General features: G+C 69.5%; 25 protein-coding genes, 3 tRNA genes and 1 pseudogene. 10 read left to right on the top strand and 19 right to left on the bottom strand.

The features are described 5' to 3' along the window. Window positions 1–59: 59 nt before the first annotated feature. Window positions 60–1652, top strand: coding sequence for a carboxyl transferase domain-containing protein (locus ACSQ1L_RS13540; RefSeq protein ID WP_435995472.1), 1593 nt, complete (start codon window positions 60–62; stop codon window positions 1650–1652). Window positions 1653–1718: 66 nt separating this feature from the next. Further along, window positions 1719–2129 carry an endonuclease domain-containing protein gene (locus ACSQ1L_RS13535; protein ID WP_435995460.1) on the top strand — a complete coding sequence of 137 codons (411 nt, stop codon included), beginning with the start codon at window positions 1719–1721 and terminating at the stop codon, window positions 2127–2129. On the opposite strand, the gene ACSQ1L_RS13530 is transcribed toward ACSQ1L_RS13535, so the two are convergent. Next, on the bottom strand, window positions 2126–2491 hold the full coding sequence (locus tag ACSQ1L_RS13530; RefSeq protein ID WP_435995458.1) for a DUF2200 domain-containing protein: 366 nt from the start codon (window positions 2489–2491) through the stop codon (window positions 2126–2128). The two genes, ACSQ1L_RS13535 and ACSQ1L_RS13530, sit on opposite strands and share 4 nt — an antisense overlap. A 65-nt stretch (window positions 2492–2556) precedes the next feature. Here ACSQ1L_RS13530 and ACSQ1L_RS13525 point away from each other — a divergent pair, with 65 nt between their 5' ends. The 5 genes from ACSQ1L_RS13525 to ACSQ1L_RS13505 are packed head-to-tail and all read left to right on the top strand — an operon-like array spanning window position 2557 to window position 8201. Beyond that, on the top strand, window positions 2557–3459 hold the full coding sequence (locus tag ACSQ1L_RS13525) for an enoyl-CoA hydratase-related protein (RefSeq protein ID WP_435995456.1): 903 nt from the start codon (window positions 2557–2559) through the stop codon (window positions 3457–3459). Between the two features lie 32 nt (window positions 3460–3491). Continuing rightward, window positions 3492–5492: a biotin carboxylase N-terminal domain-containing protein gene (locus tag ACSQ1L_RS13520; protein WP_435995454.1), complete on the top strand. Its 2001-nt coding sequence runs from the start codon at window positions 3492–3494 to the stop codon at window positions 5490–5492. Beyond that, window positions 5489–5890, top strand: a complete 402-nt coding sequence (locus tag ACSQ1L_RS13515) for a hypothetical protein (RefSeq protein ID WP_435995452.1) — start codon at window positions 5489–5491, stop codon at window positions 5888–5890. The genes ACSQ1L_RS13520 and ACSQ1L_RS13515 overlap by 4 nt, the downstream gene beginning before the upstream one ends. Before the next feature lie 11 nt (window positions 5891–5901). Further along, the gene (locus ACSQ1L_RS13510; protein WP_435995450.1) at window positions 5902–6303 is read left to right on the top strand and encodes a DUF1489 family protein; all 402 of its coding nucleotides are present in this window, start codon (window positions 5902–5904) and stop codon (window positions 6301–6303) included. 47 nt (window positions 6304–6350) lie between these two features. Next, on the top strand, window positions 6351–8201 hold the full coding sequence (locus tag ACSQ1L_RS13505) for a patatin-like phospholipase family protein (RefSeq protein WP_435995448.1): 1851 nt from the start codon (window positions 6351–6353) through the stop codon (window positions 8199–8201). Window positions 8202–8430: 229 nt separating this feature from the next. Here ACSQ1L_RS13505 and ACSQ1L_RS13500 read toward each other — a convergent pair. The 15 genes and pseudogenes from ACSQ1L_RS13500 to ACSQ1L_RS13430 form a co-directional block, all read right to left on the bottom strand. Then, window positions 8431–8868: pseudogene (locus tag ACSQ1L_RS13500) on the bottom strand (methyltransferase domain-containing protein); the annotation flags it as partial. Between the two features lie 28 nt (window positions 8869–8896). Further along, a tRNA-His gene (locus ACSQ1L_RS13495) sits at window positions 8897–8973 on the bottom strand. 220 nt (window positions 8974–9193) lie between these two features. Then, window positions 9194–9940 carry a M48 family metallopeptidase gene (locus tag ACSQ1L_RS13490; RefSeq protein ID WP_435995446.1) on the bottom strand — a complete coding sequence of 249 codons (747 nt, stop codon included), beginning with the start codon at window positions 9938–9940 and terminating at the stop codon, window positions 9194–9196. Between the two features lie 209 nt (window positions 9941–10149). After that, window positions 10150–10866: a TonB family protein gene (locus tag ACSQ1L_RS13485; protein ID WP_435995444.1), complete on the bottom strand. Its 717-nt coding sequence runs from the start codon at window positions 10864–10866 to the stop codon at window positions 10150–10152. Between the two features lie 13 nt (window positions 10867–10879). After that, a complete protein-coding gene (locus ACSQ1L_RS13480; RefSeq protein WP_435995442.1) occupies window positions 10880–11323 on the bottom strand; it encodes a biopolymer transporter ExbD in 444 nt (147 codons plus the stop codon). A 5-nt stretch (window positions 11324–11328) separates the two neighbouring features. Then, window positions 11329–12234, bottom strand: a complete 906-nt coding sequence (gene exbB, locus ACSQ1L_RS13475; protein WP_435995440.1) for a tonB-system energizer ExbB — start codon at window positions 12232–12234, stop codon at window positions 11329–11331. A 386-nt stretch (window positions 12235–12620) separates the two neighbouring features. Beyond that, window positions 12621–12696 (bottom strand) — tRNA-Phe (locus tag ACSQ1L_RS13470). Between the two features lie 63 nt (window positions 12697–12759). Then, window positions 12760–12924: a DNA gyrase inhibitor YacG gene (locus tag ACSQ1L_RS13465; protein WP_435995438.1), complete on the bottom strand. Its 165-nt coding sequence runs from the start codon at window positions 12922–12924 to the stop codon at window positions 12760–12762. A gap of 4 nt (window positions 12925–12928) precedes the next feature. Continuing rightward, a complete protein-coding gene (locus ACSQ1L_RS13460) occupies window positions 12929–13960 on the bottom strand; it encodes a hypothetical protein (protein ID WP_435995436.1) in 1032 nt (343 codons plus the stop codon). Further along, entirely contained in the window at window positions 13957–14535 is a 579-nt protein-coding gene (locus ACSQ1L_RS13455; RefSeq protein ID WP_435995434.1) for a Maf family protein, read from the bottom strand. The genes ACSQ1L_RS13460 and ACSQ1L_RS13455 overlap by 4 nt, the downstream gene beginning before the upstream one ends. Before the next feature lie 11 nt (window positions 14536–14546). Beyond that, window positions 14547–14765: a translation initiation factor IF-1 gene (gene infA, locus ACSQ1L_RS13450; RefSeq protein WP_008261544.1), complete on the bottom strand. Its 219-nt coding sequence runs from the start codon at window positions 14763–14765 to the stop codon at window positions 14547–14549. Window positions 14766–14971: 206 nt separating this feature from the next. After that, entirely contained in the window at window positions 14972–15436 is a 465-nt protein-coding gene (locus ACSQ1L_RS13445) for a UPF0262 family protein (protein WP_435995432.1), read from the bottom strand. Continuing rightward, window positions 15433–15912 carry a DUF2948 family protein gene (locus ACSQ1L_RS13440; protein WP_435995430.1) on the bottom strand — a complete coding sequence of 160 codons (480 nt, stop codon included), beginning with the start codon at window positions 15910–15912 and terminating at the stop codon, window positions 15433–15435. The genes ACSQ1L_RS13445 and ACSQ1L_RS13440 overlap by 4 nt, the downstream gene beginning before the upstream one ends. Further along, a complete protein-coding gene (murA, locus tag ACSQ1L_RS13435; RefSeq protein WP_435995428.1) occupies window positions 15902–17191 on the bottom strand; it encodes a UDP-N-acetylglucosamine 1-carboxyvinyltransferase in 1290 nt (429 codons plus the stop codon). Before murA ends, ACSQ1L_RS13440 begins: the two co-directional genes overlap by 11 nt. A 112-nt stretch (window positions 17192–17303) precedes the next feature. Continuing rightward, entirely contained in the window at window positions 17304–17486 is a 183-nt protein-coding gene (locus ACSQ1L_RS13430; protein ID WP_435995426.1) for a hypothetical protein, read from the bottom strand. A 99-nt stretch (window positions 17487–17585) separates the two neighbouring features. On the opposite strand from ACSQ1L_RS13430, the gene ACSQ1L_RS13425 reads away from it, so the two are divergent. Together ACSQ1L_RS13425 and ACSQ1L_RS13420 are read left to right on the top strand one after the other, a co-directional pair. Continuing rightward, window positions 17586–17660: transfer RNA gene (locus ACSQ1L_RS13425), tRNA-Thr, on the top strand. Between the two features lie 209 nt (window positions 17661–17869). Beyond that, window positions 17870–18073, top strand: a complete 204-nt coding sequence (locus ACSQ1L_RS13420) for a DUF6289 family protein (RefSeq protein ID WP_435995424.1) — start codon at window positions 17870–17872, stop codon at window positions 18071–18073. Window positions 18074–18139: 66 nt separating this feature from the next. On the opposite strand, the gene ACSQ1L_RS13415 is transcribed toward ACSQ1L_RS13420, so the two are convergent. From ACSQ1L_RS13415 to ACSQ1L_RS13405, 3 genes are all read right to left on the bottom strand, one after another. Continuing rightward, on the bottom strand, window positions 18140–18727 hold the full coding sequence (locus tag ACSQ1L_RS13415) for a hypothetical protein (protein ID WP_435995422.1): 588 nt from the start codon (window positions 18725–18727) through the stop codon (window positions 18140–18142). Window positions 18728–18776: 49 nt separating this feature from the next. Then, complete coding sequence (gene msrB / locus ACSQ1L_RS13410; RefSeq protein WP_435995420.1) at window positions 18777–19262, bottom strand: peptide-methionine (R)-S-oxide reductase MsrB; 486 nt, start codon at window positions 19260–19262, stop codon at window positions 18777–18779. An 86-nt stretch (window positions 19263–19348) separates the two neighbouring features. Next, complete coding sequence (locus ACSQ1L_RS13405; RefSeq protein ID WP_435995418.1) at window positions 19349–20842, bottom strand: hypothetical protein; 1494 nt, start codon at window positions 20840–20842, stop codon at window positions 19349–19351. A gap of 184 nt (window positions 20843–21026) precedes the next feature. Between ACSQ1L_RS13405 and ACSQ1L_RS13400 the strand changes: the two genes are divergently transcribed. Further along, entirely contained in the window at window positions 21027–23012 is a 1986-nt protein-coding gene (locus ACSQ1L_RS13400; RefSeq protein ID WP_435995416.1) for an acetyl-CoA carboxylase biotin carboxylase subunit, read from the top strand. The last annotated feature ends 4 nt before the right edge of the window (window positions 23013–23016 follow it).

The following is a 23016-nucleotide window of genomic DNA, read 5'->3' as shown; positions in this document are numbered from 1 at the left end:
GGAGGATGACGAAAGCAAAGGGTATGGAACGCGGCTCGCAACCACCCTAAACCCACTCCATGCCCAAGCTGACGTCCGCCATCGATCCCAACAGCCCGGCCTTCAAGGCGCTGGACACCCACAACCGCGCCCTGCGCGACGAGCTGCGCGCCCGCGTCGCCCAGGCCGCGCTCGGCGGGCCCGAGAAATCCCGCGAACGCCACGTCGCCCGCGGCAAGCTCCTCCCCCGGGACCGCGTCGAACGCCTGCTCGACCCCGGCTCGCCCTTCCTCGAGATCGGCCAGCTGGCGGCCGGCGACATGTATAAGGGGGAGGCGCCCGGCGCGGGCATGATCTGCGGCGTCGGCCGGGTCTCGGGCCGCGAGGTGATGATCGTCGCCAACGACCCGACGGTGAAGGGCGGCGCCTATTTCCCGATGACGGTGAAGAAGCACCTGCGGGCCCAGGAAATCGCCGAACAGAACAACCTGCCCTGCGTCTACCTGGTCGATTCCGGCGGCGCCAACCTGCCCCACCAGGCCGAGGTCTTCCCCGACCGCGACCATTTCGGCCGCATCTTCTTCAACCAGGCGCGCATGTCGGCCAAGTCGATCCCCCAGATCGCCTGCGTCATGGGTTCCTGCACCGCCGGCGGCGCCTACGTCCCGGCCATGTCGGACGAGACCGTGATCGTCCGCGAACAGGGCACCATCTTCCTCGCCGGCCCCCCGCTGGTGAAGGCCGCCACCGGCGAGGTCATCTCGGCCGAGGAGCTGGGCGGGGCCGAGACCCACGGCCGCAAGTCCGGCGTGGTCGACTACGTCGCCGAGAACGACGAGCACGCGCTGGAGATCGTCCGCACCATCGTCGACAGCCTGAACACGGTGAAGCGCGTCGATCTCGACGTGCGTGAGCCCAAGGCCCCGGCCTTCGACGCCGAGGAGCTGTACGGCCTCATCCCCGACGACGTCCGCGCCCCCTATGACGTGCGCGAGGTCATCGCCCGCCTCGTCGACGGCTCGGAGTTCGACGAGTTCAAGGCGCTGTACGGCACGACCCTGGTCTGCGGCTTCGCCCGCCTCTGGGGCTATCCGGTCGCCATCCTCGCCAACAACGGCGTGTTGTTCTCGGAGAGCGCGCTCAAGGGCGCCCACTTCATCGAACTGGCCTGCAAGCGGAAGATCCCGCTGGTCTTCCTGCAGAACATCTCGGGCTTCATGGTCGGCGGCAAGTACGAGGCCGAGGGCATCGCCAAGAACGGCGCCAAACTGGTCACCGCCGTCGCCTCGGCCGAGGTCCCCAAATTCACCGTCCTGATCGGCGGCAGCTTCGGCGCCGGCAACTACGGCATGTGCGGCCGCGCCTTCAGCCCCCGCTTCCTGTTCACCTGGCCCAACAGCCGGATCAGCGTCATGGGCGGAGAACAGGCCGCCGCCGTCCTCGCCACCGTCCACCGCGACGCCGACACCTGGACGCCCGAGGAGGCCGAAGCCTTCAAGGCCCCCGTGCGCCAGAAATACGAGGACGAGGGCAATCCGTACCACGCCACCGCCCGCCTCTGGGACGACGGCGTCATCGACCCGGTGCAGACGCGGGACGTACTGGGGCTGGCGATCAGCGCGTCGCTGAATGCGCCGATCCCCGAGACGACCTTCGGCGTGTTCCGGATGTGATACGCTTCCTTCTCCCCTCGGGGGAGAAGGTGCCCCGGAGGGGCGGATGAGGGGGACGCCGGCCTCATGCACCAGACCGGAGACAGGACCCGCCGCGCCCGTCGCCTCCGCGCTGAAACCACCGGCGCTGAAGACCAGCTCTGGACGCTTCTGCGGAGCCGCCGCTTCGAAGGCCTCAAGTTCCGACGGCAGGCGCCCGTCGCCGGAAAGATCGTCGATTTCCTCTACCCGGAGCTTAGGCTGGTCATCGAACTGGACGGCGGCGTCCACGATCTCAGGATCGTCGAGGACGCAGAGCGGGAACGGCTGATCACGGAAGCAGGGTTTTTCGTACTGCGGTCGGACAACGAAGCCTTCCTGCGCAATCCGAACATCCTTCTCGACGCGATCCGCCTTCGGGTTTCAGAGATGCGGCGCCGGCCCCCTCATCCGAGCGGCTCCGCCGCCCACCTTCTCCCCCGAGGGGAGAAGGACTAGCCCGCCGCCCGCAGCACCTTCTCCATCGCCTTCCCCTTGCTCACCTCGTCCACCAGCTTGTCGAGATACCGCAGCTCCCGCATGAACGGGTCCTCGATCTCCTCGACCCGATAGCCGCAGATCATCCCCGTGATCAGCGTCCGGTTCGGGTTCATCGCCGGCGCCCCGGCGAAGAAGGTCTCGAAGTCGGTCTTCGCCGCCAGCAGCGCCTCCAGCTGCGCCTGCGAATAGCCGGTCAGCCAGCGGATCACTTCGTCCACCTCGGCCCGCCCCCGACCCTTCTTCTCCGCCTTGGCGACGTAGTGGACGTGGACGCTGGCCACGCTCGTCCGGCGGATGCGGTCGGTCGCGCTGGTCGCCATGGCGTCGGCTCCATGTTCCGTTCGGGCTCGAACGCGTTATATCGCTGCAGCACCCGGAGACCACCATGACCGACCGCAAGCCGACCGAAGCCGACCTCAACGCCCTCGACGTCACCGACGCCGAGGCGGCCGGCATCAACGCCATCGCCCACCCCCTGCTGGCCGATCCGGCGCCGGACGCCAATGACGACCTGGTGCAGATCGATTCCACCACCGACGGCGTGGTCTTCGTCACCATCAACCGGCCGGCCAAGAAGAACGCCTTCGACGCCGCCACCGTCGCCGCCCTCTACGAGGCCTTCGAAACCCTGCAGGGCGCCGACCGGGTTCGCGTGGTCTTCATCCGCGGCGCCGGCGGCACCTTCAGCGCCGGGGCCGATCTCGGCTGGATGCGCGACGCCGCCGACTGGTCCGAGGGCGACAACCGGTCCGACGCCATGGGTCTGGCGAAGATGCTCAAGGCCCTGCACGACATCCCGGCCCTGACGGTGGCCGTCGTCGAGGGCGCGGCCATGGGCGGCGGGGCCGGAATCGTCGCCGCCTGCGACATGGCGGTCGCCGTCGAGGGCACCCGCTTCGCCTTCTCCGAGGTCAAGCTGGGCCTGATCCCGGCGACCATCGCCCCCTATGTGGTCGAGGCCGTCGGCGCTCGCCGCGGCCGCCAGTTGTTCCTGACCGCCAACATTTTCGACGCCGACTACGCCGCCCACGCGGGCCTGATCGACATGGTCCTGCCCGAGGGCTCAGTCGAGGAGTTCATCTCCATGCTGACCGACAGCCTGACCGCCAACGCCCCCGGCGCCATGGGCGACGCCAAGCGTCTGGTCAACGACGTCGCCGGCCAGAAGATCGACCACGGCCTGATGGAGGACACCGCCCGCCGCATCGCCCACGCCCGCGTCTCCGAAGAAGGCCAGGAAGGCGTCCGCGCCTACCTCGACAAGCGCAAGCCGCGCTGGGCGGAGTAGGCGGCGCCGAAAAGTCCCGCTAGGAACGGACCATGTTCAAATCCGTCCTGGTCGCCAATCGCGGCGAGATCGCCTGCCGCGTGTTCCGCACCGCCCGCCGCATGGGCCTGCGCACCATCGCCGTCTATTCCGAGGCCGACGCGCAGGCCCCGCACGTCCGCGAAGCCGACGAGGCGGTGCTGATCGGCCCCGCCCCGGCCCGCGAGTCCTACCTCGACGCCGCCAAGGTGCTCGCCGCTGCGAAGCAGACCGGCGCCGAGGCCATTCACCCGGGCTACGGCTTCCTCAGCGAGAACGCCGACTTCGCCGAGGCGGTCGCCGCCGCCGGCATCGTCTGGATCGGCCCCAAGCCCGCCTCCATCCGGGCCATGGGCCTCAAGGACGCCGCCAAGAAGCTGATGATCGAGGCCGGCGTGCCGGTCACGCCCGGCTATCAGGGCGAGGACCAGTCCGACGAAACCCTGACCGCCGAGGCCGCCCGCATCGGCTACCCTGTCCTGATCAAGGCTGTCGCCGGCGGCGGCGGCAAGGGCATGAAGCGCGTCGACCGGCCGGAGGACTTCGCCGACGGCCTCGCCAGCGCCCGCCGCGAGGGCCAGTCCTCCTTCGGCGACCCCCGCGTCCTGATCGAGAGCTACATCACCCGCCCCCGCCACATCGAGGTGCAGGTGTTCGGCGACCAGCACGGAACCGTCGTCCACCTCCACGAACGCGACTGCTCCCTGCAGCGCCGCCACCAGAAGGTCATCGAGGAGGCCCCCGCTCCCGGCATGGACGCCGCCACGCGCAAGGCCGTCACCGACGCCGCCGTCCGCGCCGCCCGCGCCGTGAACTACGAGGGCGCCGGCACCATCGAATTCATCGCCGACGCCTCCGACGGCCTCAAGGCCGACCGCATCTGGTTCATGGAGATGAACACCCGGCTGCAGGTCGAACACCCGGTCACCGAGGCCGTCACCGGCGTCGACCTGGTCGAATGGCAGTTCCGCGTCGCGGCCGGCGAACCGATCCCGCTCAAACAGGCCGACATCCCCCTCAACGGCTGGGCCATGGAGGCCCGCCTCTACGCCGAGGACCCGGCCAACGGCTTCCTGCCGAGCATCGGCAAGCTCGATCATTTCCGGATGCCCGAAGACGCCCGCATCGACACCGGCGTCGAACAGGGCGGCGAGGTCAGCCAGTTCTACGACCCGATGATCGCCAAGCTGATCGTTCACGAAGACACGCGGGAGGCCGCCGCTGAAGCCCTTGCCGACGCCTGCGCCTCCGTCGAGGTCTGGCCGGTGAGGACCAACGCCGGCTTCCTCGTCCGCTGCCTGGAGCACCCGCGGTTCGTTGAAGGCGATGTCGATACGGGGTTCATCGCCGCGGAAGAAACCGAACTCGCGGATCGGCCTGACGAGGAACGCGATATCGCGGCTGTCACGCTCTTCGCCCAGCATCACTACGAACCCGGCCACCTGATCGGCAACGATTTCGGCCCTTGGGACGCCACCACCGGGGCTTCGGGATTCAGGCTGAACGGCGAGCCCCGGTCCCGTTGGGTGGTCTCCGTTGACGGGCGAAGCGTGGAGAAGAATGCGATCTCCGCTCAGACGAACAATTCCACATGGCTGGTTGGCGAAGGTGAATCCATCCGGGCCGCCCAGTACCTCTACGGCGAATGGGGCCACGGATCCGTCTTCGTCGGCGAACGCGAATTCGGGCAGAACCGGATCGGAGAAGACCTGGTGCTCTTCGATGCAGGCACGGCGGTCCTCGTTACCCGACCCCGCTACGGCGCCTCCGCCTCCGGCCCCGCCTCCGACGGCTCCCTCCGCGCGCCCATGCCCGGCAAGATCGTCGCCACGCCGGCCAAGCCGGGCGACACCGTCACGAAAGGTCAGCCCATCGTCGTGCTGGAAGCGATGAAGATGGAGCACGCCCTCGTCGCGCCGTTCGACGGCATGGTGGGTGAAATCACGGTCGCGGTGGGCGACCAGGTCATCGACGGCGCTGTGCTGGCGACCGTCAAACCGGAGGGGAAAGAATGAAGCGCATCCTGATCGCCGGCCTCGCGCTGGCCCTGACCGCCGGCGGGGCTCTGGCCCGAACGCCGCAGAGCCCGCCGCTCGACCAAGCCTACAGGGACGATGTGACCTGCGCCGTCGCCTACATCGCCGTCGCGGCGCAGGGCGAGGACGCCAACGCGGCCGCGCTCGGCTTCTACTATTTCATCGGCCGTCTGGAGGGGCGGCGTCCCGATGTCGACTGGCGCACCCATGTCGTGACCGCCGCCAACAACTCCGGCCGTGATGTCCTGATCGATCACGGCGAGCGCTGCGGGCAGGCTCTCATCGACGAGGGGCGTTCCATGGGTCCGATCGACGAGGTGGTCCAACGGTGGAGCGGCGGCGAAGCGCCGGCGTCGGAGCCGACCTCGGGCTGGTGAACGGCGGCTTCATGACCACCCTCCACATGATCAAGCTCTGCGTCGGCGTCGCCAAGGTCGAGACGCTGGAGCGCCGCGCCGCCAAGGGCGAGTGGCTGACCGTCCATACGCGAATGACGCCCAAGCGCGCCGCCGAGCTCGAGGACGGGGGGTCCCTCTACTGGGTGATGAAGGGGTCGGTGGTCTGCCGCCTGCCGATCCTCGACATCTCCACCAAGGGCGAGGGCAAGGCCAGCATGTGCCACATCAAGCTGTCGCCCGAGGTCATCCGCACCGCTCCCCAGGCCCGCCGCCCCTTCCAGGGCTGGCGCTATCTGGAGCCGAAGGACGCGCCCATGGACCTGTCCTCGCTCGACGCCGGCGAGGTTCCGGAGGATCTGGCCAAGCGGCTGCGGGAGATGGGGGCGTGGTGACGACCCGCCCCTCGCCACCCGCCTCCGACTCCGCCTAACCTCCCGCCATGCCCCCCGCCCGCTCCGATCGGCTGGAAGACGCCCTGCACCGCATCTTCGAGGGCGGCAAGAACACCCGCGCCAGCTGGTTCGCCCTGACCGGCGGCGAGACCCTGTTCGCCGAAGGCGATGTCGCCGACACCCTCTACCTGCTGCGCTCGGGCCGCCTCGGCGTGTTCCGCCGCGATGGCGACGAGGACCGGCCGCCGCAGTTCGTCGGCGTGATCCGCCCCGGCGAGCCCGCCGGCGAGATGGCGATGCTGGCCGGCACCGAGCACACGGCCGACCTCGTCGCCCTGCGCGACTCCGAGGTGCTGGCCCTGCCCCGCGACGCCTTCTTCGAGGCCGCCCGCACCGAGCCCGACCTGATGGTCGAGCTGTCCCGCCTGATGATCCAGCGCGCCCGCGATCGTCGCTCGGGCGGCGGCGAGCCCAGCGTGTTCGGCTTCCTCTCGGCCCGGTCGCGCCCCATCCGCGCCTTCGTCGAGCGCATCGCCGCCGCCATCGAGGCCGACGGCTTCACCTGCCAGGTCATCGACCAGTCCGCCCTGACCTCGGCCTCCGAATGGTTCAGCCGGGTCGAGGACGCCCACGATTTCGTCCTCTACGTCGCCGAGATGGACGAGCCGGCCTGGGCCGCCCTGTGCGCCCGCCAGGTCGACCGCGTCTTCGTCGTCGGGGCCGGCCTGATGGCCCCGCCCAACCGGCCCCTGCCCCACGCCGGCGTGCTGGACGCCCAGCGCCGCACAGACCTGATCCTGCTGCGCGACCCGCGTATGGCCCGTCCCGCCAACACCGCCGTCTGGCTCGACGCCGTCAACCCCGGACGCTGGTTCCAGGCCGTCGAGGGCGACCAGGCCGACGCCGAGTGGATGGGCCGGGTCATCACCGGCTCGGCCGTGGGCGTGGTCATGTCGGGCGGCGGCGCCCGGGCCTATTCCCACATCGGCGCGCTGAAGGCCCTGCGCGAGGCGGGCGTGCCGATCGACTTCGTCGGCGGTTCGTCGATGGGCGCCGTGATCGCCGCCGGCCCGGCCCTGGACTGGTCGCAGGAAGAACTGGAGGCGCGGATCCGCAAGGCCTTCGTCCAGAGCGACCCCCTGTCCGACCTCGCCTTCCCCATGCTGGCCATGACCCGCGCGAAGAAGGTCGACCGCCTGCTCGAGGAGGCCTACGGCGACGTCGACCTGGCCGACCTGCACCGCCCCTTCTTCGCCGTCTCGACCAACCTGACCAGCGGCCGCATCGAGGTGCACCGACGCGGCCTGATGCGTCGGGCCATGCGCGCCTCGATCTCCATCCCCGGCATCCTGCCGCCGGTGGTCATCGACGGCCAGGTGCTGGTCGACGGCGCGGTGCTGAAGAACCTGCCGGCCGAGGTGATGCGCCAGATGAACACCGGCCCGATCATCGGTGTCGACATGTCCCAGACCCGGGGGGTCGATGCCGAGACGATCGAGCATCCGCCGTCGATCTGGCGGCTGATCGCCACCGGCGCGTGGCGCCGGGGCCCGCCGATCGTCTCGATCCTGATGCGCTCGGCCACCCTGACCACGGACGCCGACCTCGAGAGCTCGCGCGCCGCCACCGACCTGCTGATCCAGCCGACCCCCGACGGCATCGATATCCGCGACTGGAAGGGGTTCGATCCCGGGGTGGAGGCCGGCTATCGCGCCACGCGCGCCGCCCTGGACGGGCTCGACAGGCCCGTCACCCACCTGCGCCGCCCCGCGCCGCTCAGCGCTTCCGCGCCACCAGAAACAGACGCGGAAACGGCATCAGCGTCACCCCGTCCGGCCGTCGGGGAAACGCCCCGGAAAGCCGCGCGCCGAGCGCGTCGAGAAAAGCCGTCCGCATGACCGCGTCCGGCAGGGCGGCGAGGAACGGCCGCAACGCCGTGCCCTTCATCCACTCCAGCACCGCGCCCGGCCCGGTCAGCGCCTGCAGATAGGTGGTCGACCAGACATCGATGTCGCCGCCGGCCTCGGCCAGCACGGAATAATACGCCTCCGGCTCCAGCAGCGGCGCCACCGTCGCCACGCCCGCCAGGGCCGCCGCCCATGGCCCCTCGCCGGCGACCTGGCGCATCAGCCGATGGTGCCGGGTTTCATGAGCCATCGGCATCTGCACGGCGAGGACGCCGCCCGCCGACAGATGGGCCGTCAGCCGACGCAGCAGGGTCTGATGGTCGGGCAGCCAGTGCAGCGAGGCGTTGGCCCAGATCAGATCCACGGGCCGATCCGGACTCCAGCCGGCGATGTCGCCCGTCCGCCAGTCGATATCCGCGTCCCGCGCCCGCGCTTCGGCCAGCATGGCCTCGCTGGAATCCAGCCCGTGCACCCGCGCGTCCGGATAGCGGCTTTTCAGCCAGGCCGCGTGCTGCCCCGCGCCGCAGCCGAGGTCCCAGATCTCGGCCGGCGTCACGCCCTCGGGCAGACGCGCCATCAAGTCCAACGCGGCGCGGTCGCGCTGACCTTCGAAGCGGAGATACTGATCGGGGTCCCAGGCCGGCGGCGTGTCGGTCATGCCGTGACGCGCTCCAACTCCGGGAGGATGGTACCGCCTCTCAGGCTTGAACTGAGGACCTCCGGTTCCACAAACCGGCGCTCTAACCAACTGAGCTAAGGCGGCGCAGGCCCGCACTAAGGGGCGACGCGAGGGCGGTGTCTAGCCGTGTCTCGCCCGCTGATCAAGCGGGTAGGGATTAGGGAGCAGGGATTAGGGATTAGGTCCTCACCCGACCTGTTTTCTTTTCTGCGATCCTTGGGTCACGACCGGGGATCACGGTGGTGGGGGCAGGCCCAATCCCTATTCCCCAATCCCTAATCCCTACTCCGCCGCGCGCCTGCGATCAGCTCCACCCCTGGCTCTCGATATACTGCTCCAGCGCCGCGATCCGGCTGGCGTCCGACGGATGGGTCGAGGCGAACTCGGGGGTCGAGCCCTGCCGCTGTCCGGCCATCAGACGCCACAGGGCGAGGGCCTCGGACGGCCGGAAGCCGGCGCGCTGCATGTAGTCGACGCCGAGGCGGTCGGCCTCCAGCTCGTGCCGCCGCGAGAACGGCAGCAGCACGCCCAGCTGGGCGCCGAGCCCCCCGATCGCGCCCGCCGCCTGGGCGTAGTCGCCGGCGGCGCTCTGGACGCCGCTCAGGACCAGGCTGGTCGCGGCCGTGGAGGAATAACGCTCGGCGGCGTGGCGGGCCACGACGTGCCCGACCTCATGGCCCAGCACGGCGGCCAGTTGATCGTCGTTGCGGACCAGGGACAGCAGGCCGGTGGTCACCCCGATCTTGCCCGAGGGCAGGACGAAGGCGTTCGGCCTCTCGCTGACGAAGACCGCGTAATCCCAGCTTCGATCGGTCAGGCCGGCCGCCTCGACGATACGCCCCCCCACGCGGCGGACCCGGGCGTTGGCGGTCGCGTCGCTGGACGTCGGCTGGGTGCGCAGCGCCTGCGCCCAGGCCGCGTCGGACTGCTGTGTCAGGGCGGCGTCGTCGACGATGAGGAACTGGCTTCGGCCAAGGGTCTCGTTATAGGCGCAGGCCGCCGTCGACAGGGCGGCGGTCGCGGCGAGGGCGAGGATGAGGGGGCGGTTCATGGGGCGGGCTCCGTGTTCAGCTTCGCCGGACAACGCCTGAGAACGCTGTAATGCTCCGCCGCTTCCGTCAAAAATGGGGAAGTCCCGCAGCAGGCCCCGGGGCTTGACCCTCGATCTGCGCCCGCCCGACCGATCCGGAGCCCGGCCCAAACGAAAACGCCCCGGCCGATGGGCCGGGGCGTTCGTCGTATGGGTCCCGAGGGACTGTCTTACTGCGGCGCCTGGAACCGGGTGGTGAAGGTCACCCGGGCGCCGGTCGCCGCGCCGTCGACGGTGCGGGGCGAAAGCCGCGCGCGACGGGTGCCGGCCATGGCCGCCTGTCCGAAGCCCATGCCGGAAGGTTCTTCCGACACGATCCGGCAGTCCGACATGGAGCCGCTCGGAGCGACGAGGCAGTTCAGCTCCACCCTCGCGCTTTCCACGCCGCGGGACAGGGCCCGTTCCGGGAACTCGCCTTGCGGCTGACGCGCCCAGCTCGGGTTGGTGATCACCGACGGCTTCGGCGGCGGAGGCGGCAGCGGGATCGTCACCGGTCCGTCGATGCGGCCCGGCGGGATCGTCGAGGCGATCCGGTCTTCCTTCGGCGTCGGCGGCACCGGAAGCGGCGGCACCGGCAGAGTCACCGGAAGAGGAGCCGGGACCCGCACCTGCAGCTTGGGCGGCGGCGCCGTTTCGGGCGGCGGCGGCGGCGGCGGCGGGGGCGGAGGCGGCGGCGGGATCGGTTCGATCAGCTCGACGTCGACCGCGTCGTCCGAATAGCTGATCTCACGCAGCTTGAACTGGGCGTTGACGAAATAGAAGGCCAGCAACCCGAACAACAGGCACACCACCACGACGCTGGCGATGAACACATGCGGAGGGACGCCAAAGAGGCCCTTCGCTTTCGGCGGGTCGTAGCGACTGCGATGATATTCGACGTCTGTCATGTTCTCACCGCTCCTACTTCGTCGTCTGCTCTTCGCCGACCAGGGCGACGCTGTAGAAACCACTGTCCTGAAGCGAATTCATGACCTGCATGAAATCACCGTACCGGGTCGTCTGATCCGAGCGGATGAAGATCCGCTCGTCTGAGGGCGTCTTGTTGCCGATCAGACCGAGCAGTTCCCCACCGACGGCGTCGGGGCCGCCCAGGATCTCGTTGTCGCCGATGTAGACCCGGGAGTCCGCCTGGATCGACACAAAGAAGGGCTTGGGCGGGTTCTCTTGCGGCTCGGCGACCGCGACCGGCAGTTTCACCACCACCGACACGGTGGCCAGCGGAGCCGCCACCATGAAGATGATGAGCAGGACAAGCATGATGTCCACGAACGGCGTGACGTTAATCTCGCTGTTCTGCTCGATGGCGTACTTGCCGCCGCCGCCACCGGAGAGTTTGGCGGCCATCCGGGTTACGCCCCCTTATCGAGGTTACGCGACACGGCGTTCATCAGCTCGGCGTTGAAGCCGTCCGAACGGGTGCCGTAGGCCGCGATGCGGGTGTTGAAGTAGTTGTAGAAGATAACCGCCGGGATGGCCGCGAACAGGCCGATACCCGTGGCCAGCAGCGCTTCCGAGATACCCGGGGCGACCGAGGCCAGGTTGGTCGTGTTGGTGTTCGCGATGCCGATGAACGAGTTCATGACGCCGTAAACGGTGCCGAACAGACCGATGAACGGAGCGGTCGAGCCGACGGAGGCCATGAACTGCTGGCCGCCCGAGAGGCGCTTGGCCATGCCCGACTGAACGGCCGAAACGGCGGCCTGGGCGCGGTTGATCGCGGAGTCGCGGTGATCGCCGGTGACCGAAAGGCCGGCCTGACGCGACAGCTCGACTTCGTCGGTCGCGGCGGCGGCCATGTCGGCCAGCGGGTTGCCTTCGAACTCTTCCGAAGTGGCCACGCGACGCATGTCGGCGATCGTGCGGGTCTGACGGAAGGATTCCAGGAAGCGGTCGGTGGTGCGGTTCAGGGCGCCGAACTCGAACAGCTTGATGAGCAGGATCACCCAGGTGAACACCGAGGCGAGCAGCAGGCCGATCATGACGACCTTAACGACGATGTCCGCGTCCATGAACATCTTGGCCGGGGTGAGCTTGCCGTGGCTTTCGGCCGGTTCGGCGTCAGCGGCGGCCGGGGCGGCTTCAGCGGCCGGAGCCGCGTCCGCGGGGGCCACGACCGCGTCGGTGGCGGTCGGAGCTTCGGCGGTCGCCGGAGCGGCCGGGGCGGGGGCATCCTGCGCGAGGACCGGCGTACCGGCCATCAGCACGGCGGCGCCGGCCATGGCCAGGAGGATGTTGGTCTTCTTGATATCGAGCATAGTTCGCCAGTTCCTGCTTTTTTGGTCTGACTCGTGGAACCCTGAGGAACGGCCGCAGACGACGACCGTCCCCCCATGAAAATCTCGTCTGCAGCGCGGGGTTTTATCGAACCCCGGTCTGCGGAACGCCTCCTGACGCTTCCGGTTGCCTGTCGGCCTCCGGGGCGATGTCGACGGCGGTGGGACCCGTTTGAATCCCGCTTCCGCCGACCGCTCGCCAAGGAAAGCGGTCCCGCTCCCTTTGGCGAACGCTTATCAGAGCGTCAAGTGCGCAGCCGCGCTTTTCCCCTTGCGAGGGAGGAAGCGCGTCCAACACCGAGGATTGGGGCTGAAAGCGACAATTTCATGATGGGTGGACGCCGATTTCCGGCGAGGCCGAAAAGCGATGGTGCCTGGGGGCGGATTCGAACCACCGACACGCGGATTTTCAATCCGCTGCTCTACCAACTGAGCTACCCAGGCGAGGCGTCCATTCGCGAGAGCGGCGTCTATAGGCGAGCCGTTTTCAGGTGTCCAGCGGTCTTGTCAGCCTTCGGCGTCCTCGTCGGGCGGGGTCTCGTCCGACGCCCCGGGGATCGCATAGGAGCCGGCGAACCAGCGCTGCAGATCCACGTCGGCGCAGCGTTTGGAGCAGAACGGCTTGTATTTCTCGTCCGCCGGCGCGCGCCGGCAAATGGGACAGGTCGCCATCGATTCAGCCTTCGTCGATTTCCACGCCGCCCGGCAGCGCCGGATCGGCCTTCACCCTCGCCCGCGGGCCGAGCCGCGCCGCCAGCGACTCCGCCATGGCGGCGATCGCCGGCGGACAGCGCAGCGTCAGATAGGGCGCCGCCATGTCGGCCGCCAGCGCCAACGCCAGCCGCCGCACCGCCTCGATCGCCCGCGTCTCCACCGTCGGCCGGCCGTCCGGCCCGTTCAGCCGCTCCTCGAGCGGCGTGGTCCGCCACGGCAGGGACAGCATCAGCACCCCGAAGCGGTTGACCGGCCCATAGGCGATCTCCGGGTCGTCCCCGAACGCCGCCTTCGCCGCCGCCAGCATCGCCGCGCCGTCGTGACCGGTCCCGACCAGGTCGATGACCGCCAGCCCGCCCCAGCCCTTCAGCCGGATCATCCGCGCCGCCTGCATCAGCCCGTCTCGATTCGCCCGTCCCTTGTCGCGCCGCCCGTCGCGCCCCGGCGCGGCGGCGTGGTCGATGTCCACCGCCACCAGCGCCCGCGTCCGCTCCACCGACAGGCGGACGCCCAGATGCGCGAATAGCGCCCCCGGCGCCAGCGCCTCCTCCTCCGCCTCGAGGCTCGCGCGCATCGCCGCCGCCCCGGTCTGGACCCCGGCCCCGGGCGCCAGCCGCGCCAGCGTCTCCGCCACAGCGGGCGCCGCGCGCAGCAGGCGTGGCTCGCCCTCCCCCGCCCCGATCAGGCGCAGGGCCGGGCCCTTCTGTTCGCGCGGCTCGGCCGAGACCTCGACCTCGACCTTCTGGCCGACCGCGACCCGGTCGCTCTTGCGCAACGGCAGGAAACCGAACGGCTCCGGTGCGCCGAGGTCGACGAACGCCCCTTTCAGCCCCGGATCGACGGCGGCGACCCGGCCGATCGAGCCGGCCCCGAGCCGGTGCTGCGGCAGGTCGCTCTCTCTCTGTATTAGGAGGCGCTCGAAACGGCCGTTCCGGACGACCATGCCCCGGACCTCGCCGGGCGTGTCGTCCAGAAAGACTTCGAGCTCGCTCACCCGGCCCGCCAGCCGGCTCCGGCCAGCAGGTTGACCGTCTCGTGCAGCGGCAGGCCGACGATGGCGGGATAGCTGCCCACGATTCGGGTCACGAAGGCCCCTGCCCGGCCCTGGATGCCGTAGCCCCCGGCCTTGCCGCGCCATTCGCCCGAGCGGACATAGGCGGCGATCTCTGCGTCGGACAGCGCCTTGAACGACACCCGCGCCTCGACCACCCGGTGCCGGATCGTCCCCCCGGCCGCGACGGCGACGCCGGTGAAGACCCGGTGGTTGCGTCCGGAGATCAGCTTCAGGAAGCGCACCGCCTCCGCCTCGTCGGCCGCCTTCTCCAGCAGCCGGCGGCCCACCGCCACCACCGTGTCGGCCGCCAGAACCACGGCGTCCGGCGCGCGGGCGGCGACCACCTCGGCCTTTCCGCGCGCGAGGCGGGCGGCGAGGCGCGGCGGCGTCTCGTCCTTCAGCGGCGTTTCGTCGATGTCGGCGGGTTCGATGCGGTCGGGCGTGATGCCGACCAGCGCCAGCAATTCCACGCGGCGCGGACTGGCCGACGCCAGCACCAGTTCGGGACGCGACAACGCGCGTCCCCTTACTTGAAGCGGTAGGTGATGCGGCCCTTGGTCAGGTCGTAGGGCGTCATCTCGACCAGGACCTTGTCGCCGGCCAGCACGCGGATGCGGTTCTTGCGCATCTTGCCCGCGGTGTGGGCGATGATCTCGTGGTCATTCTCGAGCGTCACGCGAAACGTGGCGTTCGGCAGCAGTTCGCTGACGGTGCCGGGAAACTCGAGCAGTTCTTCCTTAGCCATGCGGCCTCTCGCGCCCAATGAATATGCGTCCGGGCGCGCGCCGGGCGGGAGCGCGCGTCGTCAAGGTGCGGCGTAATGCCTGAAAAAGGCGTGATAGTCGAGACGCCGCCTGCGACGCCCCGGGATTAGGGATTGGGGATTGGGTTTCGGCGACGGACGCACGGCTCGTTCACCGAACCGGCCGTCCCGACCCCTGCTCCCTACTCCTAACCGCGCCGGTACAGCGCGGTCACCAGGGTGAACAGCCGCCGCGCCGTTTCGTGGTCGACGGCGATCTTGCCGTCGAGGCGGGCCCTGAGCAGTTCGGCGCCTTCGTTGTGCAGGCCGCGCCGGCCCATGTCGACCGCCTCGATCTGGCCCGGCGAGGTGCCGCGCAGCGCTTCGTAATAGCTGTCGCAGATGCCGATATAGTCCTTCACCACCTTGTTCAGCGGGTTCAACGACAGACCGTGCGCCTTGCTGAAATCCGGTCCGGCGATGTCGAACACCAGCCGCCCGTCCAGCAGCGACAGCTTCAGCCTGTAGGGCCCGCCGTTCGCCCCGGCCGGCTCGAAGCTGTTCTTCTCGACCAGATCGAAGATGGCCACCCGGCGCTCGTGTTCTATCTCGGCCGTCGCGGCGGGCAGGGTCGCCGGGTCCAGTTCGACCGATGAAAGCCGGTGCTCGCTCACGCGGGCTCCGACCCTTCGGCCAGATGGGTCGGAGCGACCTTGGCCGGCCAGCGCTCGGACAGGTCGGTCAGCACCGCGTCGAGGCATTCGACGTCGATGCGCAGGTCCCCGCCGCCCGCGAACATCATGATGACGCGCCCCCCCGGCGCCTCGCCCGGCTCGAAATCCATGGCCAGCAGCTCCAGCGCGTGCTCCGGCCCGCGCGGCAGGCGCCGGCTCTTGACCGAAAGCACGTCGCCGAACTGCATCGCCGACATCACCCGCGTGCCGCCGCACTCCCAGCAGAACCGGCTCAGCGCCAGCGTCACCCGCCGGGCCTGCGGCTCCCAGGCGATGTCGACGGGCCGCAGGATGGCGTCCTGCAGCGCGGCGGAGATTATGTGCAGGTCGTCGGCGTCCTCGGCCAGCAGGCGCAGCGGCTCGACGGCCGATCCGGTCGGCGGGGTGTCGTCGGCGGTGGGCGCCTCAGTGTTCATGGTCCTCGCCCTTGATCCGGCGGATTTGCGCGCCGCAGGCTCCGAGCTTCTCCTCCAGCCGCTCGAACCCGCGGTCCAGATGATACACGCGTCCGACGGTGGTTTCGCCCTCCGCGACGAGTCCGGCGATCACCAGGCTGACCGAGGCCCGCAGATCGGTGGCCATGACCTGGGCTCCGTGCAGCACCTCGACGCCCCGGACCACCGCCTCGCCGGCGTGGACCGAGATGTCGGCCCCAAGCCGCGCCAGCTCGGGCGCGTGCATGAAACGGTTCTCGAAGATGTTCTCGTGAATGACGCTGTCGCCCTCGGCCGTGGTCATCAGCGCCATGAACTGGGCCTGCAGGTCGGTGGCGAAGCCCGGATAGACTTCGGTGGCGACATTGACGGCCTTCAGCCGCTGCGCCGGATCACGCTTGACGATCACCCCGTCGGCGGTCGGCGTCACCTCGACCCCGGCCTCGACCATCTTCTCCGTCAGCGCCTGCATCAGTTCGGGCCGCGCCCGGGTCAGGCGCACCTCTCCCCCCGCCATCGCCGCCGCCACGGCGTAGGAGCCCATCTCGATCCGGTCGGCGATCACCGGCCATTCGGTCCCGCCCAGCGAGGCCACGCCGGTGATGACCAGTTCGTCGGTGTCGATGCCCTCGACCTTCGCGCCCATGGCCACGAGGCAGCGGGCCAGGTCGCCGATCTCCGGCTCGCGCGCGGCCTTCTTCAGCACCGTCACGCCGTCGGCCAGCACCGCCGCCAGCAAGGCGTGCTCGGTGGCGCCGACCGAGACGAACGGGAACTCGATCTCGGCCCCCTTCAGGCCCTTCGGCGCGCGGGCGATGACATAGCCCTCGTCCAGCTCGATCTCGACGCCCATGGCGGTCAGGGCCTGCAGGTGCAGATCGACCGGCCGCGCCCCGATGGTGCAGCCGCCCGGCAGCGACACCTTGGCCTCGCCGGTCCGGGCCAGCAGGGGGCCCAGCACATTGAATGAGGCCCGCATCTGCCGGACCAGATCATACGGGGCGAACGTCGATTCGATCCGGGCGGCGTGGAACAGCGTCTCCTGCTCCTCTCCGTGGCCGTTTTCCGTCACCTCCACCCCGAGCTCGCGCAGCAGGCGGCCGAGGAACTTCGTGTCGGCCAGGCGCGGCATGTTGGTCAGGCGAAGCGGCTGATCGGTCAGGATCGAGGCGGCCATCAGCTTGAGGGCGGAATTCTTGGCGCCGCTGACCGGAATGGTTCCGTTCAGGCGAGCGCCGCCTTGGATGGCGATGCTGTCCATGTCGTCTCTACAGGCCGGCCCAAAACGATCTGCCTGGGGCGCCGGGGGTCGGCTATCTAGCCCGGACGACCGGGGTTGCGAAAGGCCGTCCGATGCGTACGGCCGATGACTTTCAGTTGCTCGGTTTTGCGGGTTTGATCGCGCGCGCCGCCGCCTTGCGCCGCTTCAGATTGGCCCTGAGCGCCGTGGCCAGCCGCTGGGCCCGCGCCGTGGCGGGGGTCTTCGGCGGCGCCAGCGGATCCGGCAGGCTGGGCGGCAGGTCCGGAAGCGGGGTCGGGATTTTCGATTCATCCATGGGATGATGAGACCTGTTGCGGAACTTTTCCGCAAGCGAGAGCAATCGGGGCTTCCCCCATTGTCCCCGGTTGGCTATAGGGCCGCTTCCTCAGTTTCCGCCGCCGTAGCTCAGTGGTAGAGCGCATCCTTGGTAAGGCTGAGGTCGTGGGTTCGATTCCCCCCGGCGGCACCACCTGTTTCCCCGGCCTCGAAGGCCGGGGACACCCCTCCCCTCTCGCAGGCTGAAGGCGTCGGATGATCGATTCGACCAGCCGGGAAATCCGCGTTCCCGACGCGCGATCTTGACCACACGCTAAACGGGGATCACAGTCAAAAAACAACCATGAAAGGATCGTTCCTATGAAACGTGCGTTGTTTGCCGCCACCTTCGCGGCGCTGGCCATGACAGCCACTGCTGTCGCTTCCGCCACGGTGCAGAATTGCCCCTCACAAGTGGACCGGACCTACTATTCCGACGCGACGCTCAGCGAGGACGTCGGGTCAATCTACATCGACTGCGACCGCCAGATTTACCGGACCGGCCAGATCACGCCCTACTTCACCGAGAATTACCTTCCCTGTAACTGCGGCCCAATTGAGTGGTGACGGCGTAGGATCGCGCTCGATCGGTGCGGAATGCAAAAGGCCCGATCCGCGGATCGGGCCTTTTTTCTATTCCGCCGGCTGCAGCGGACGGCTGGAGGGCCAGCGATCCGCCGGCGCTTCTCCACGAGAGAGGCGACGATCGTAGTCGAGCGCGGCCCCGCCGGGGAAGACGTAGCCGCCGTCGTCGAAATACGGGTCATAGCCATAGCCCCGGTCATAGCCGTAGCCGTAGGGGCCGTAACCGTACGGATAGCCGTTCTCGACCTGGCGGACGCTGATATCCAGCCGGCCGCTCTCGCCGAGCGGCAGCGACATCGCGGCCCCGTAGTCGCGATACCCCCCCGTGCCGAATCCGACGCTGACCTCGCCGTGCGGCTGGCGATCGTCGCGCCACATCGGCGAATCGCCGCCGTCGGACGATGGAGCGGGCGCGCGGGCCGCCAGCCACTGCGCGATCTGCTGATCGGTGCTCAGGCCGTGCGGGTCTGTGATCTGTCCTTCGCCATTGACCGGCGGCGCGACGGGCGCGGCGGTCGCGTCCAGGGCCACGGGGGTGGCCGGCGCGGTGGCGACCACGCCGTCGGGATCGCCCACGGGCTCCGGCGCCGGGGCGCCCGTCAGGGCCGCCGTCACAAGCAGCGCGGTGATCAGCATGGGTTCGACTCCTGCGGCATGACCACCCTAGCTCCAAATGCGGCCAAGGTCAGGCCGCGCCGTCGCCGCGATTCAGCGGGTCCGGAAGCCGCTCGCCCTCGGGGACGAAGGCGAGAGCCACGGAGTTGATGCAGTAGCGCAGGCCCGTCGGCGGCGGGCCGTCCGGAAAGACGTGGCCCTGATGGCTGTCGCAGCGGGCGCAGCGGGTCTCGGTCCGGGTCATGCCGTGCGACCGGTCGGTGACCGTCCTCACATGGGTCGCATCGACCGGCTCCGTGAAGCTGGGCCAGCCCGTGCCGCTCTCGAACTTGGTTCCGGTCCGGAACAGCGGCAGGCCGCATTCCCGGCAGCAGAACACGCCCGCGCGCTTCTCGCCCAGCAGCGTGCCGCAGAACGGCGCCTCCGTGCCGTGGGCCAGCAGGACCCGCTTCTCCTCCGGCGACAGATCGGCCTCGAGCCTCTCGCGCTCGGCCTCGGCCGGCGGGGTCAGGTCGAAGCCCGAAGGCGAGCGCAGGGTCGGGGCGATGTCGGTCATGGCTCCGAAATAGGAAGGGCCGGACGAGGGTTCCACCCCGCCCGGCCCTGAATCCCGCGCTCAAGTCGCGCGAAGCGCGGTAACGCCTACTGGAAAAGCGAACCCACCCAGGCGCGAACCGCGGCCTCGTCGACCTGGTTGCCCGTGTAGGTCAGGCCCGGCTCCGGAATGAACGGCTGGTTGTTGCCGCGCTGGCGCGAGGTCCAGGCCTTGTGGCCGTAGCTCAGGTCCGCATAGGTCGACGGCAGGCGCTCCACGGTCTGCTCGATGAAGATCGAGTCCGCCGCCGTGGTCGAGCCGGCGATGCGCACGTTCGGCAGTCGGCTGATCAGGTCGAGGGTGTCGAGGCAGCCGCCCGAGCAGCCGGCGTCCACCAGCACGACGACCGGCCCCTGTACGGGATTGACCGCATTGGGATCGACGGCCGTGGCCGCCTGCGGCTGGGTGAAGCTCGGCTGGCCGGCTGCGATGGCGGCGTCGAACGCGGCCAGCACGGCCTCCGTCTGGGCGATGACCTCCGGCGCTTCATAGACGAAGCGGGCGTCCTGCTTCATCCGGCCGATGACCTCGGCGTACCACTGGCGGTTTCCCGGGGTGGCGCGATAGGTGAAGTCGCCGCCGGTCGGCTGGCGGCTCTGGGTGAATTCCGAGGTCCAGATGCGGTTCAGCACGCCGTAGCCGCGCGCCGTCGAACCCAGGTTCGAGGCGCCTCTGCCGCCGCGCAGGTCGAGCACGAAGCCCTGCGGGCCCTGGATCGCGGCCAACTGGCCTTCCAGCTGCGCGTTGAAGGCGTCCCAGCCGGCGTCGTCGGCGAACGAGTGGACGTTGATCCACGGCCGGCCGTTGACCATCTCGATCGACAGCGGCACGGGGCCCGGCGTGTACAGGGTGGCGCGGTACGCGGCCTCGAGGCTGGCCGGATCGACCGGAACGGGACGCAATTCATAGTCGCGCTCGCGACGGTTTCCGACCTTGAACTTGCAGGTCGAGGGCGTGCCGCCGGCGTAGGGGTTGTTCCGGTTCCACAGCAGATACGGCGCGGAGGTGACACGCCCCGCCTCGGTGGTCAGGTCGCCTTCCCACAGGTCCAGCTTGGCGCGCGAATATTCGTCGATCGGGGTCAGGTTGCACTCGGTGACGACGGCTCCGACCGGCGGCAGGCGGCGCACGCCCGGCTGGACGTAGGTGACCACGTACTGGCCGTCGCGCCAGCCGGTGGCGAGGCCGGGCCAGCTGTTCGCCGTGAAGCGGTCGGCCGCGGTCTCGTAGCTCGGGCGGATGACGATGTTCGAATCGCGGAAGCCGGCGGCGTAATAGCCCAGCAGATAGGCGTGGCTGGAGCCGCTATTCGACTGGCCGGCCTTGGACAGGGCGTCCTGCAGGCCGGCGTCGAGCCAGGCGCGGAAGGTGTCGCTGGCTTGTCCGGGCACCACCGGGGCCGGGTGGTTGGCGGCCAGCTCGTCATGCGCGGCCTGCAGGTCCTGACGAGCCAGGGCGCGCCAGTCCTGCGCGAAAGCGGAGCCGGCGCTGAGCGCCACGGTCAGGGCCGCGGTCGCGGCGACGGGGAGGATACGAGACATCAAAGTCGGGCTCCGGAGCCGTGAGAACAGGGAACGGGCAGCGTTAAACCCCATACGGGCAGGGCTTGCCAACCCCGTACCCCCATCCATTGAACGCCCCCGTCGGTTTACTCGCTTGTGATCGCGGCCTAATCGGGGCGGCGCCCTCACCGGCGATCACGTTCGCTTCAGAGCCCACACACGCATGTTCTCAAAGATCCTGATCGCCAACCGGGGCGAGATCGCCGTCCGCATCATCAAGACCTGCCGCCGCCTGGGCATCCGGACGGTGCAGGTCTATTCCGAGGCCGACGCCGGCTCGCTGGCGGTCGAGATGGCCGACGAGGCGGTGCTGATCGGCCCCGCGCCCGCCAACCAATCCTATCTGCTCGCCGACAAGATCGTGGACGCCGTGCGCCAGACCGGCGCGGAGGCTGTTCACCCCGGCTTCGGCTTCCTCAGCGAGAACGCCGGCTTCGCCCGCCGCCTGCGCGACGAGGGCATCGTCTTCATCGGCCCCCACCCGGAGGCCATCGACGCCATGGGCGACAAGATCAGCTCCAAGAAGCTGGCCGCCGAGGCCGGCGTCTCCACCGTCCCCGGCCACATGGGCCTGATCGAGACCCCCGACGAGGCCGTCCGCATCGCCAACGAGATCGGCTATCCGGTGATGATCAAGGCTTCGGCCGGCGGCGGCGGCAAGGGCATCCGCGTCGCCCACTCCGACGCCGACATGGCCGAGGGCTTCGCCGCCGTTAAGGCCGAGGCGCTGGGCGCCTTCGGCGACGACCGGGTGTTCCTCGAGAAATTCATCGTCGACCCGCGCCACATCGAGATCCAGGTGCTCGGTGACAAACACGGCCACGTCGTCCACCTGTTCGAGCGCGAATGCTCGATCCAGCGCCGCAACCAGAAGGTCATCGAGGAGGCCCCCTCCCCGCTGCTGGACGAAGCCACCCGCGCCGCCATGGGCGCCCAGGCCGTCGCCCTCGCCAAGGCGGTGAACTACGACAGCGCCGGCACGGTCGAGTTCGTCGCCGGTCAGGATAAATCCTTCTACTTCCTCGAGATGAACACCCGTCTTCAGGTCGAGCATCCGGTCACCGAACTGATCACCGGCGTCGATCTGGTCGAGCAGATGATCCGCTCGGCCTGGGGCGAAAAGCTCGCCTTCGAACAGAAGGACCTGGCCATCGACGGCTGGGCCATCGAGAGCCGCATCTACGCCGAGGACCCCTACCGCGGCTTCCTCCCCTCCATCGGCCGCCTCGTCCGCTACGACCAGCCGGAGGAAGGTCCCCATCCCGACGGCTACACCGTGCGCAACGACTCCGGCGTCCGCGAGGGCGACGAGATCAGCATGTTCTACGATCCCATGATCGCCAAGCTGTGCGCCTGGGGCCCGACCCGCGACGCCGCCATCGACGGCATGGCCCGCGCGCTGGAGGACACCCACCTGCAGGGCGTCGGCCACAATGTGCCCTTCCTCGCCGCCGTCATGGACCAGCCGCGCTTCCGCTCGGGCCACATCTCGACCAGCTACATCAAGGACGAGTTCCCAGACGGCTTCCACGGCCTCGCCCCCGACCGGCGCCAGACCGACATCCTCATCGCCGCCGCCGCCGCGATGAACGAGATCCTGACCGAGCTGTCCGGCGATCCCTCCGGCCGCACCGACTGGATCGTCCTGATCGGCCAGGACGCCCACGGCGTCACCCTGTCCTACGACGACGACGAGGCCTTGACCCTCGACCTCGCCGGCGAGGACCGCGCCCTGCAGCTCGCCGACATCGACTGGCGCCCCGGCCTGGCCCAGTTCCGCGCCACCCTCGACGGCGAGCCCTTCACCGCCGAGGTCGCCCGCGTCGCCGACGGCTTCGTCATCCGCCACCGCGCCGCCCGCGCCCGCGTCCGCGTCCTCACCCCCGCCGTCGCCGCCCTCTACGCCCGCCTGCCGGAAAAGCAGGCCGCTGACACCTCGAAACTGATCCAGTCCCCTATGCCCGGCCTCGTCGTCGCCATCCCGGTCGCCGCTGGCCAGGAGGTCAAGACCGGCGAAACCGTCGCCATCATCGAGGCCATGAAGATGCAGAACATCCTCAAGGCCGAGCGCGACGGGGTGGTGAAGGCGGTCAGCGCCAAGGCCGGCGACCCGGTGGCGGCGGACGATGTGCTGGTGGAGTTCGAGTAGCAGG

It is taken from the genome of Brevundimonas sp. LjRoot202 (genome assembly GCF_964253355.1).
GTDB lineage: Bacteria > Pseudomonadota > Alphaproteobacteria > Caulobacterales > Caulobacteraceae > Brevundimonas.
The sequence above is the reverse complement of the archived record's forward strand: the minus strand, read 5'-3'. Positions and strand labels throughout refer to the sequence as shown.

Excerpts from the sequence above, each read along its gene's own strand:
- ACSQ1L_RS13540 (WP_435995472.1), top strand. The coding sequence starts at position 60 with ATGCCCAAGCTGACGTCCGCCATCGATCCCAACAGCCCGGCCTTCAAG.
- ACSQ1L_RS13535 (WP_435995460.1), top strand. The coding sequence starts at position 1,719 with ATGCACCAGACCGGAGACAGGACCCGCCGCGCCCGTCGCCTCCGCGCT.
- ACSQ1L_RS13530 (WP_435995458.1), bottom strand. The coding sequence starts at position 2,491 with ATGGCGACCAGCGCGACCGACCGCATCCGCCGGACGAGCGTGGCCAGC.
- ACSQ1L_RS13525 (WP_435995456.1), top strand. The coding sequence starts at position 2,557 with ATGACCGACCGCAAGCCGACCGAAGCCGACCTCAACGCCCTCGACGTC.
- ACSQ1L_RS13520 (WP_435995454.1), top strand. The coding sequence starts at position 3,492 with ATGTTCAAATCCGTCCTGGTCGCCAATCGCGGCGAGATCGCCTGCCGC.
- ACSQ1L_RS13515 (WP_435995452.1), top strand. The coding sequence starts at position 5,489 with ATGAAGCGCATCCTGATCGCCGGCCTCGCGCTGGCCCTGACCGCCGGC.
- ACSQ1L_RS13510 (WP_435995450.1), top strand. The coding sequence starts at position 5,902 with ATGACCACCCTCCACATGATCAAGCTCTGCGTCGGCGTCGCCAAGGTC.
- ACSQ1L_RS13505 (WP_435995448.1), top strand. The coding sequence starts at position 6,351 with ATGCCCCCCGCCCGCTCCGATCGGCTGGAAGACGCCCTGCACCGCATC.
- ACSQ1L_RS13490 (WP_435995446.1), bottom strand. The coding sequence starts at position 9,940 with ATGAACCGCCCCCTCATCCTCGCCCTCGCCGCGACCGCCGCCCTGTCG.
- ACSQ1L_RS13485 (WP_435995444.1), bottom strand. The coding sequence starts at position 10,866 with ATGACAGACGTCGAATATCATCGCAGTCGCTACGACCCGCCGAAAGCG.
- ACSQ1L_RS13480 (WP_435995442.1), bottom strand. The coding sequence starts at position 11,323 with ATGGCCGCCAAACTCTCCGGTGGCGGCGGCGGCAAGTACGCCATCGAG.
- exbB (WP_435995440.1), bottom strand. The coding sequence starts at position 12,234 with ATGCTCGATATCAAGAAGACCAACATCCTCCTGGCCATGGCCGGCGCC.
- ACSQ1L_RS13465 (WP_435995438.1), bottom strand. The coding sequence starts at position 12,924 with ATGGCGACCTGTCCCATTTGCCGGCGCGCGCCGGCGGACGAGAAATAC.
- infA (WP_008261544.1), bottom strand. The coding sequence starts at position 14,765 with ATGGCTAAGGAAGAACTGCTCGAGTTTCCCGGCACCGTCAGCGAACTG.
- ACSQ1L_RS13440 (WP_435995430.1), bottom strand. The coding sequence starts at position 15,912 with ATGAACACTGAGGCGCCCACCGCCGACGACACCCCGCCGACCGGATCG.
- murA (WP_435995428.1), bottom strand. The coding sequence starts at position 17,191 with ATGGACAGCATCGCCATCCAAGGCGGCGCTCGCCTGAACGGAACCATT.
- ACSQ1L_RS13430 (WP_435995426.1), bottom strand. The coding sequence starts at position 17,486 with ATGGATGAATCGAAAATCCCGACCCCGCTTCCGGACCTGCCGCCCAGC.
- ACSQ1L_RS13420 (WP_435995424.1), top strand. The coding sequence starts at position 17,870 with ATGACAGCCACTGCTGTCGCTTCCGCCACGGTGCAGAATTGCCCCTCA.
- ACSQ1L_RS13415 (WP_435995422.1), bottom strand. The coding sequence starts at position 18,727 with ATGCTGATCACCGCGCTGCTTGTGACGGCGGCCCTGACGGGCGCCCCG.
- msrB (WP_435995420.1), bottom strand. The coding sequence starts at position 19,262 with ATGACCGACATCGCCCCGACCCTGCGCTCGCCTTCGGGCTTCGACCTG.
- ACSQ1L_RS13405 (WP_435995418.1), bottom strand. The coding sequence starts at position 20,842 with ATGTCTCGTATCCTCCCCGTCGCCGCGACCGCGGCCCTGACCGTGGCG.
- ACSQ1L_RS13400 (WP_435995416.1), top strand. The coding sequence starts at position 21,027 with ATGTTCTCAAAGATCCTGATCGCCAACCGGGGCGAGATCGCCGTCCGC.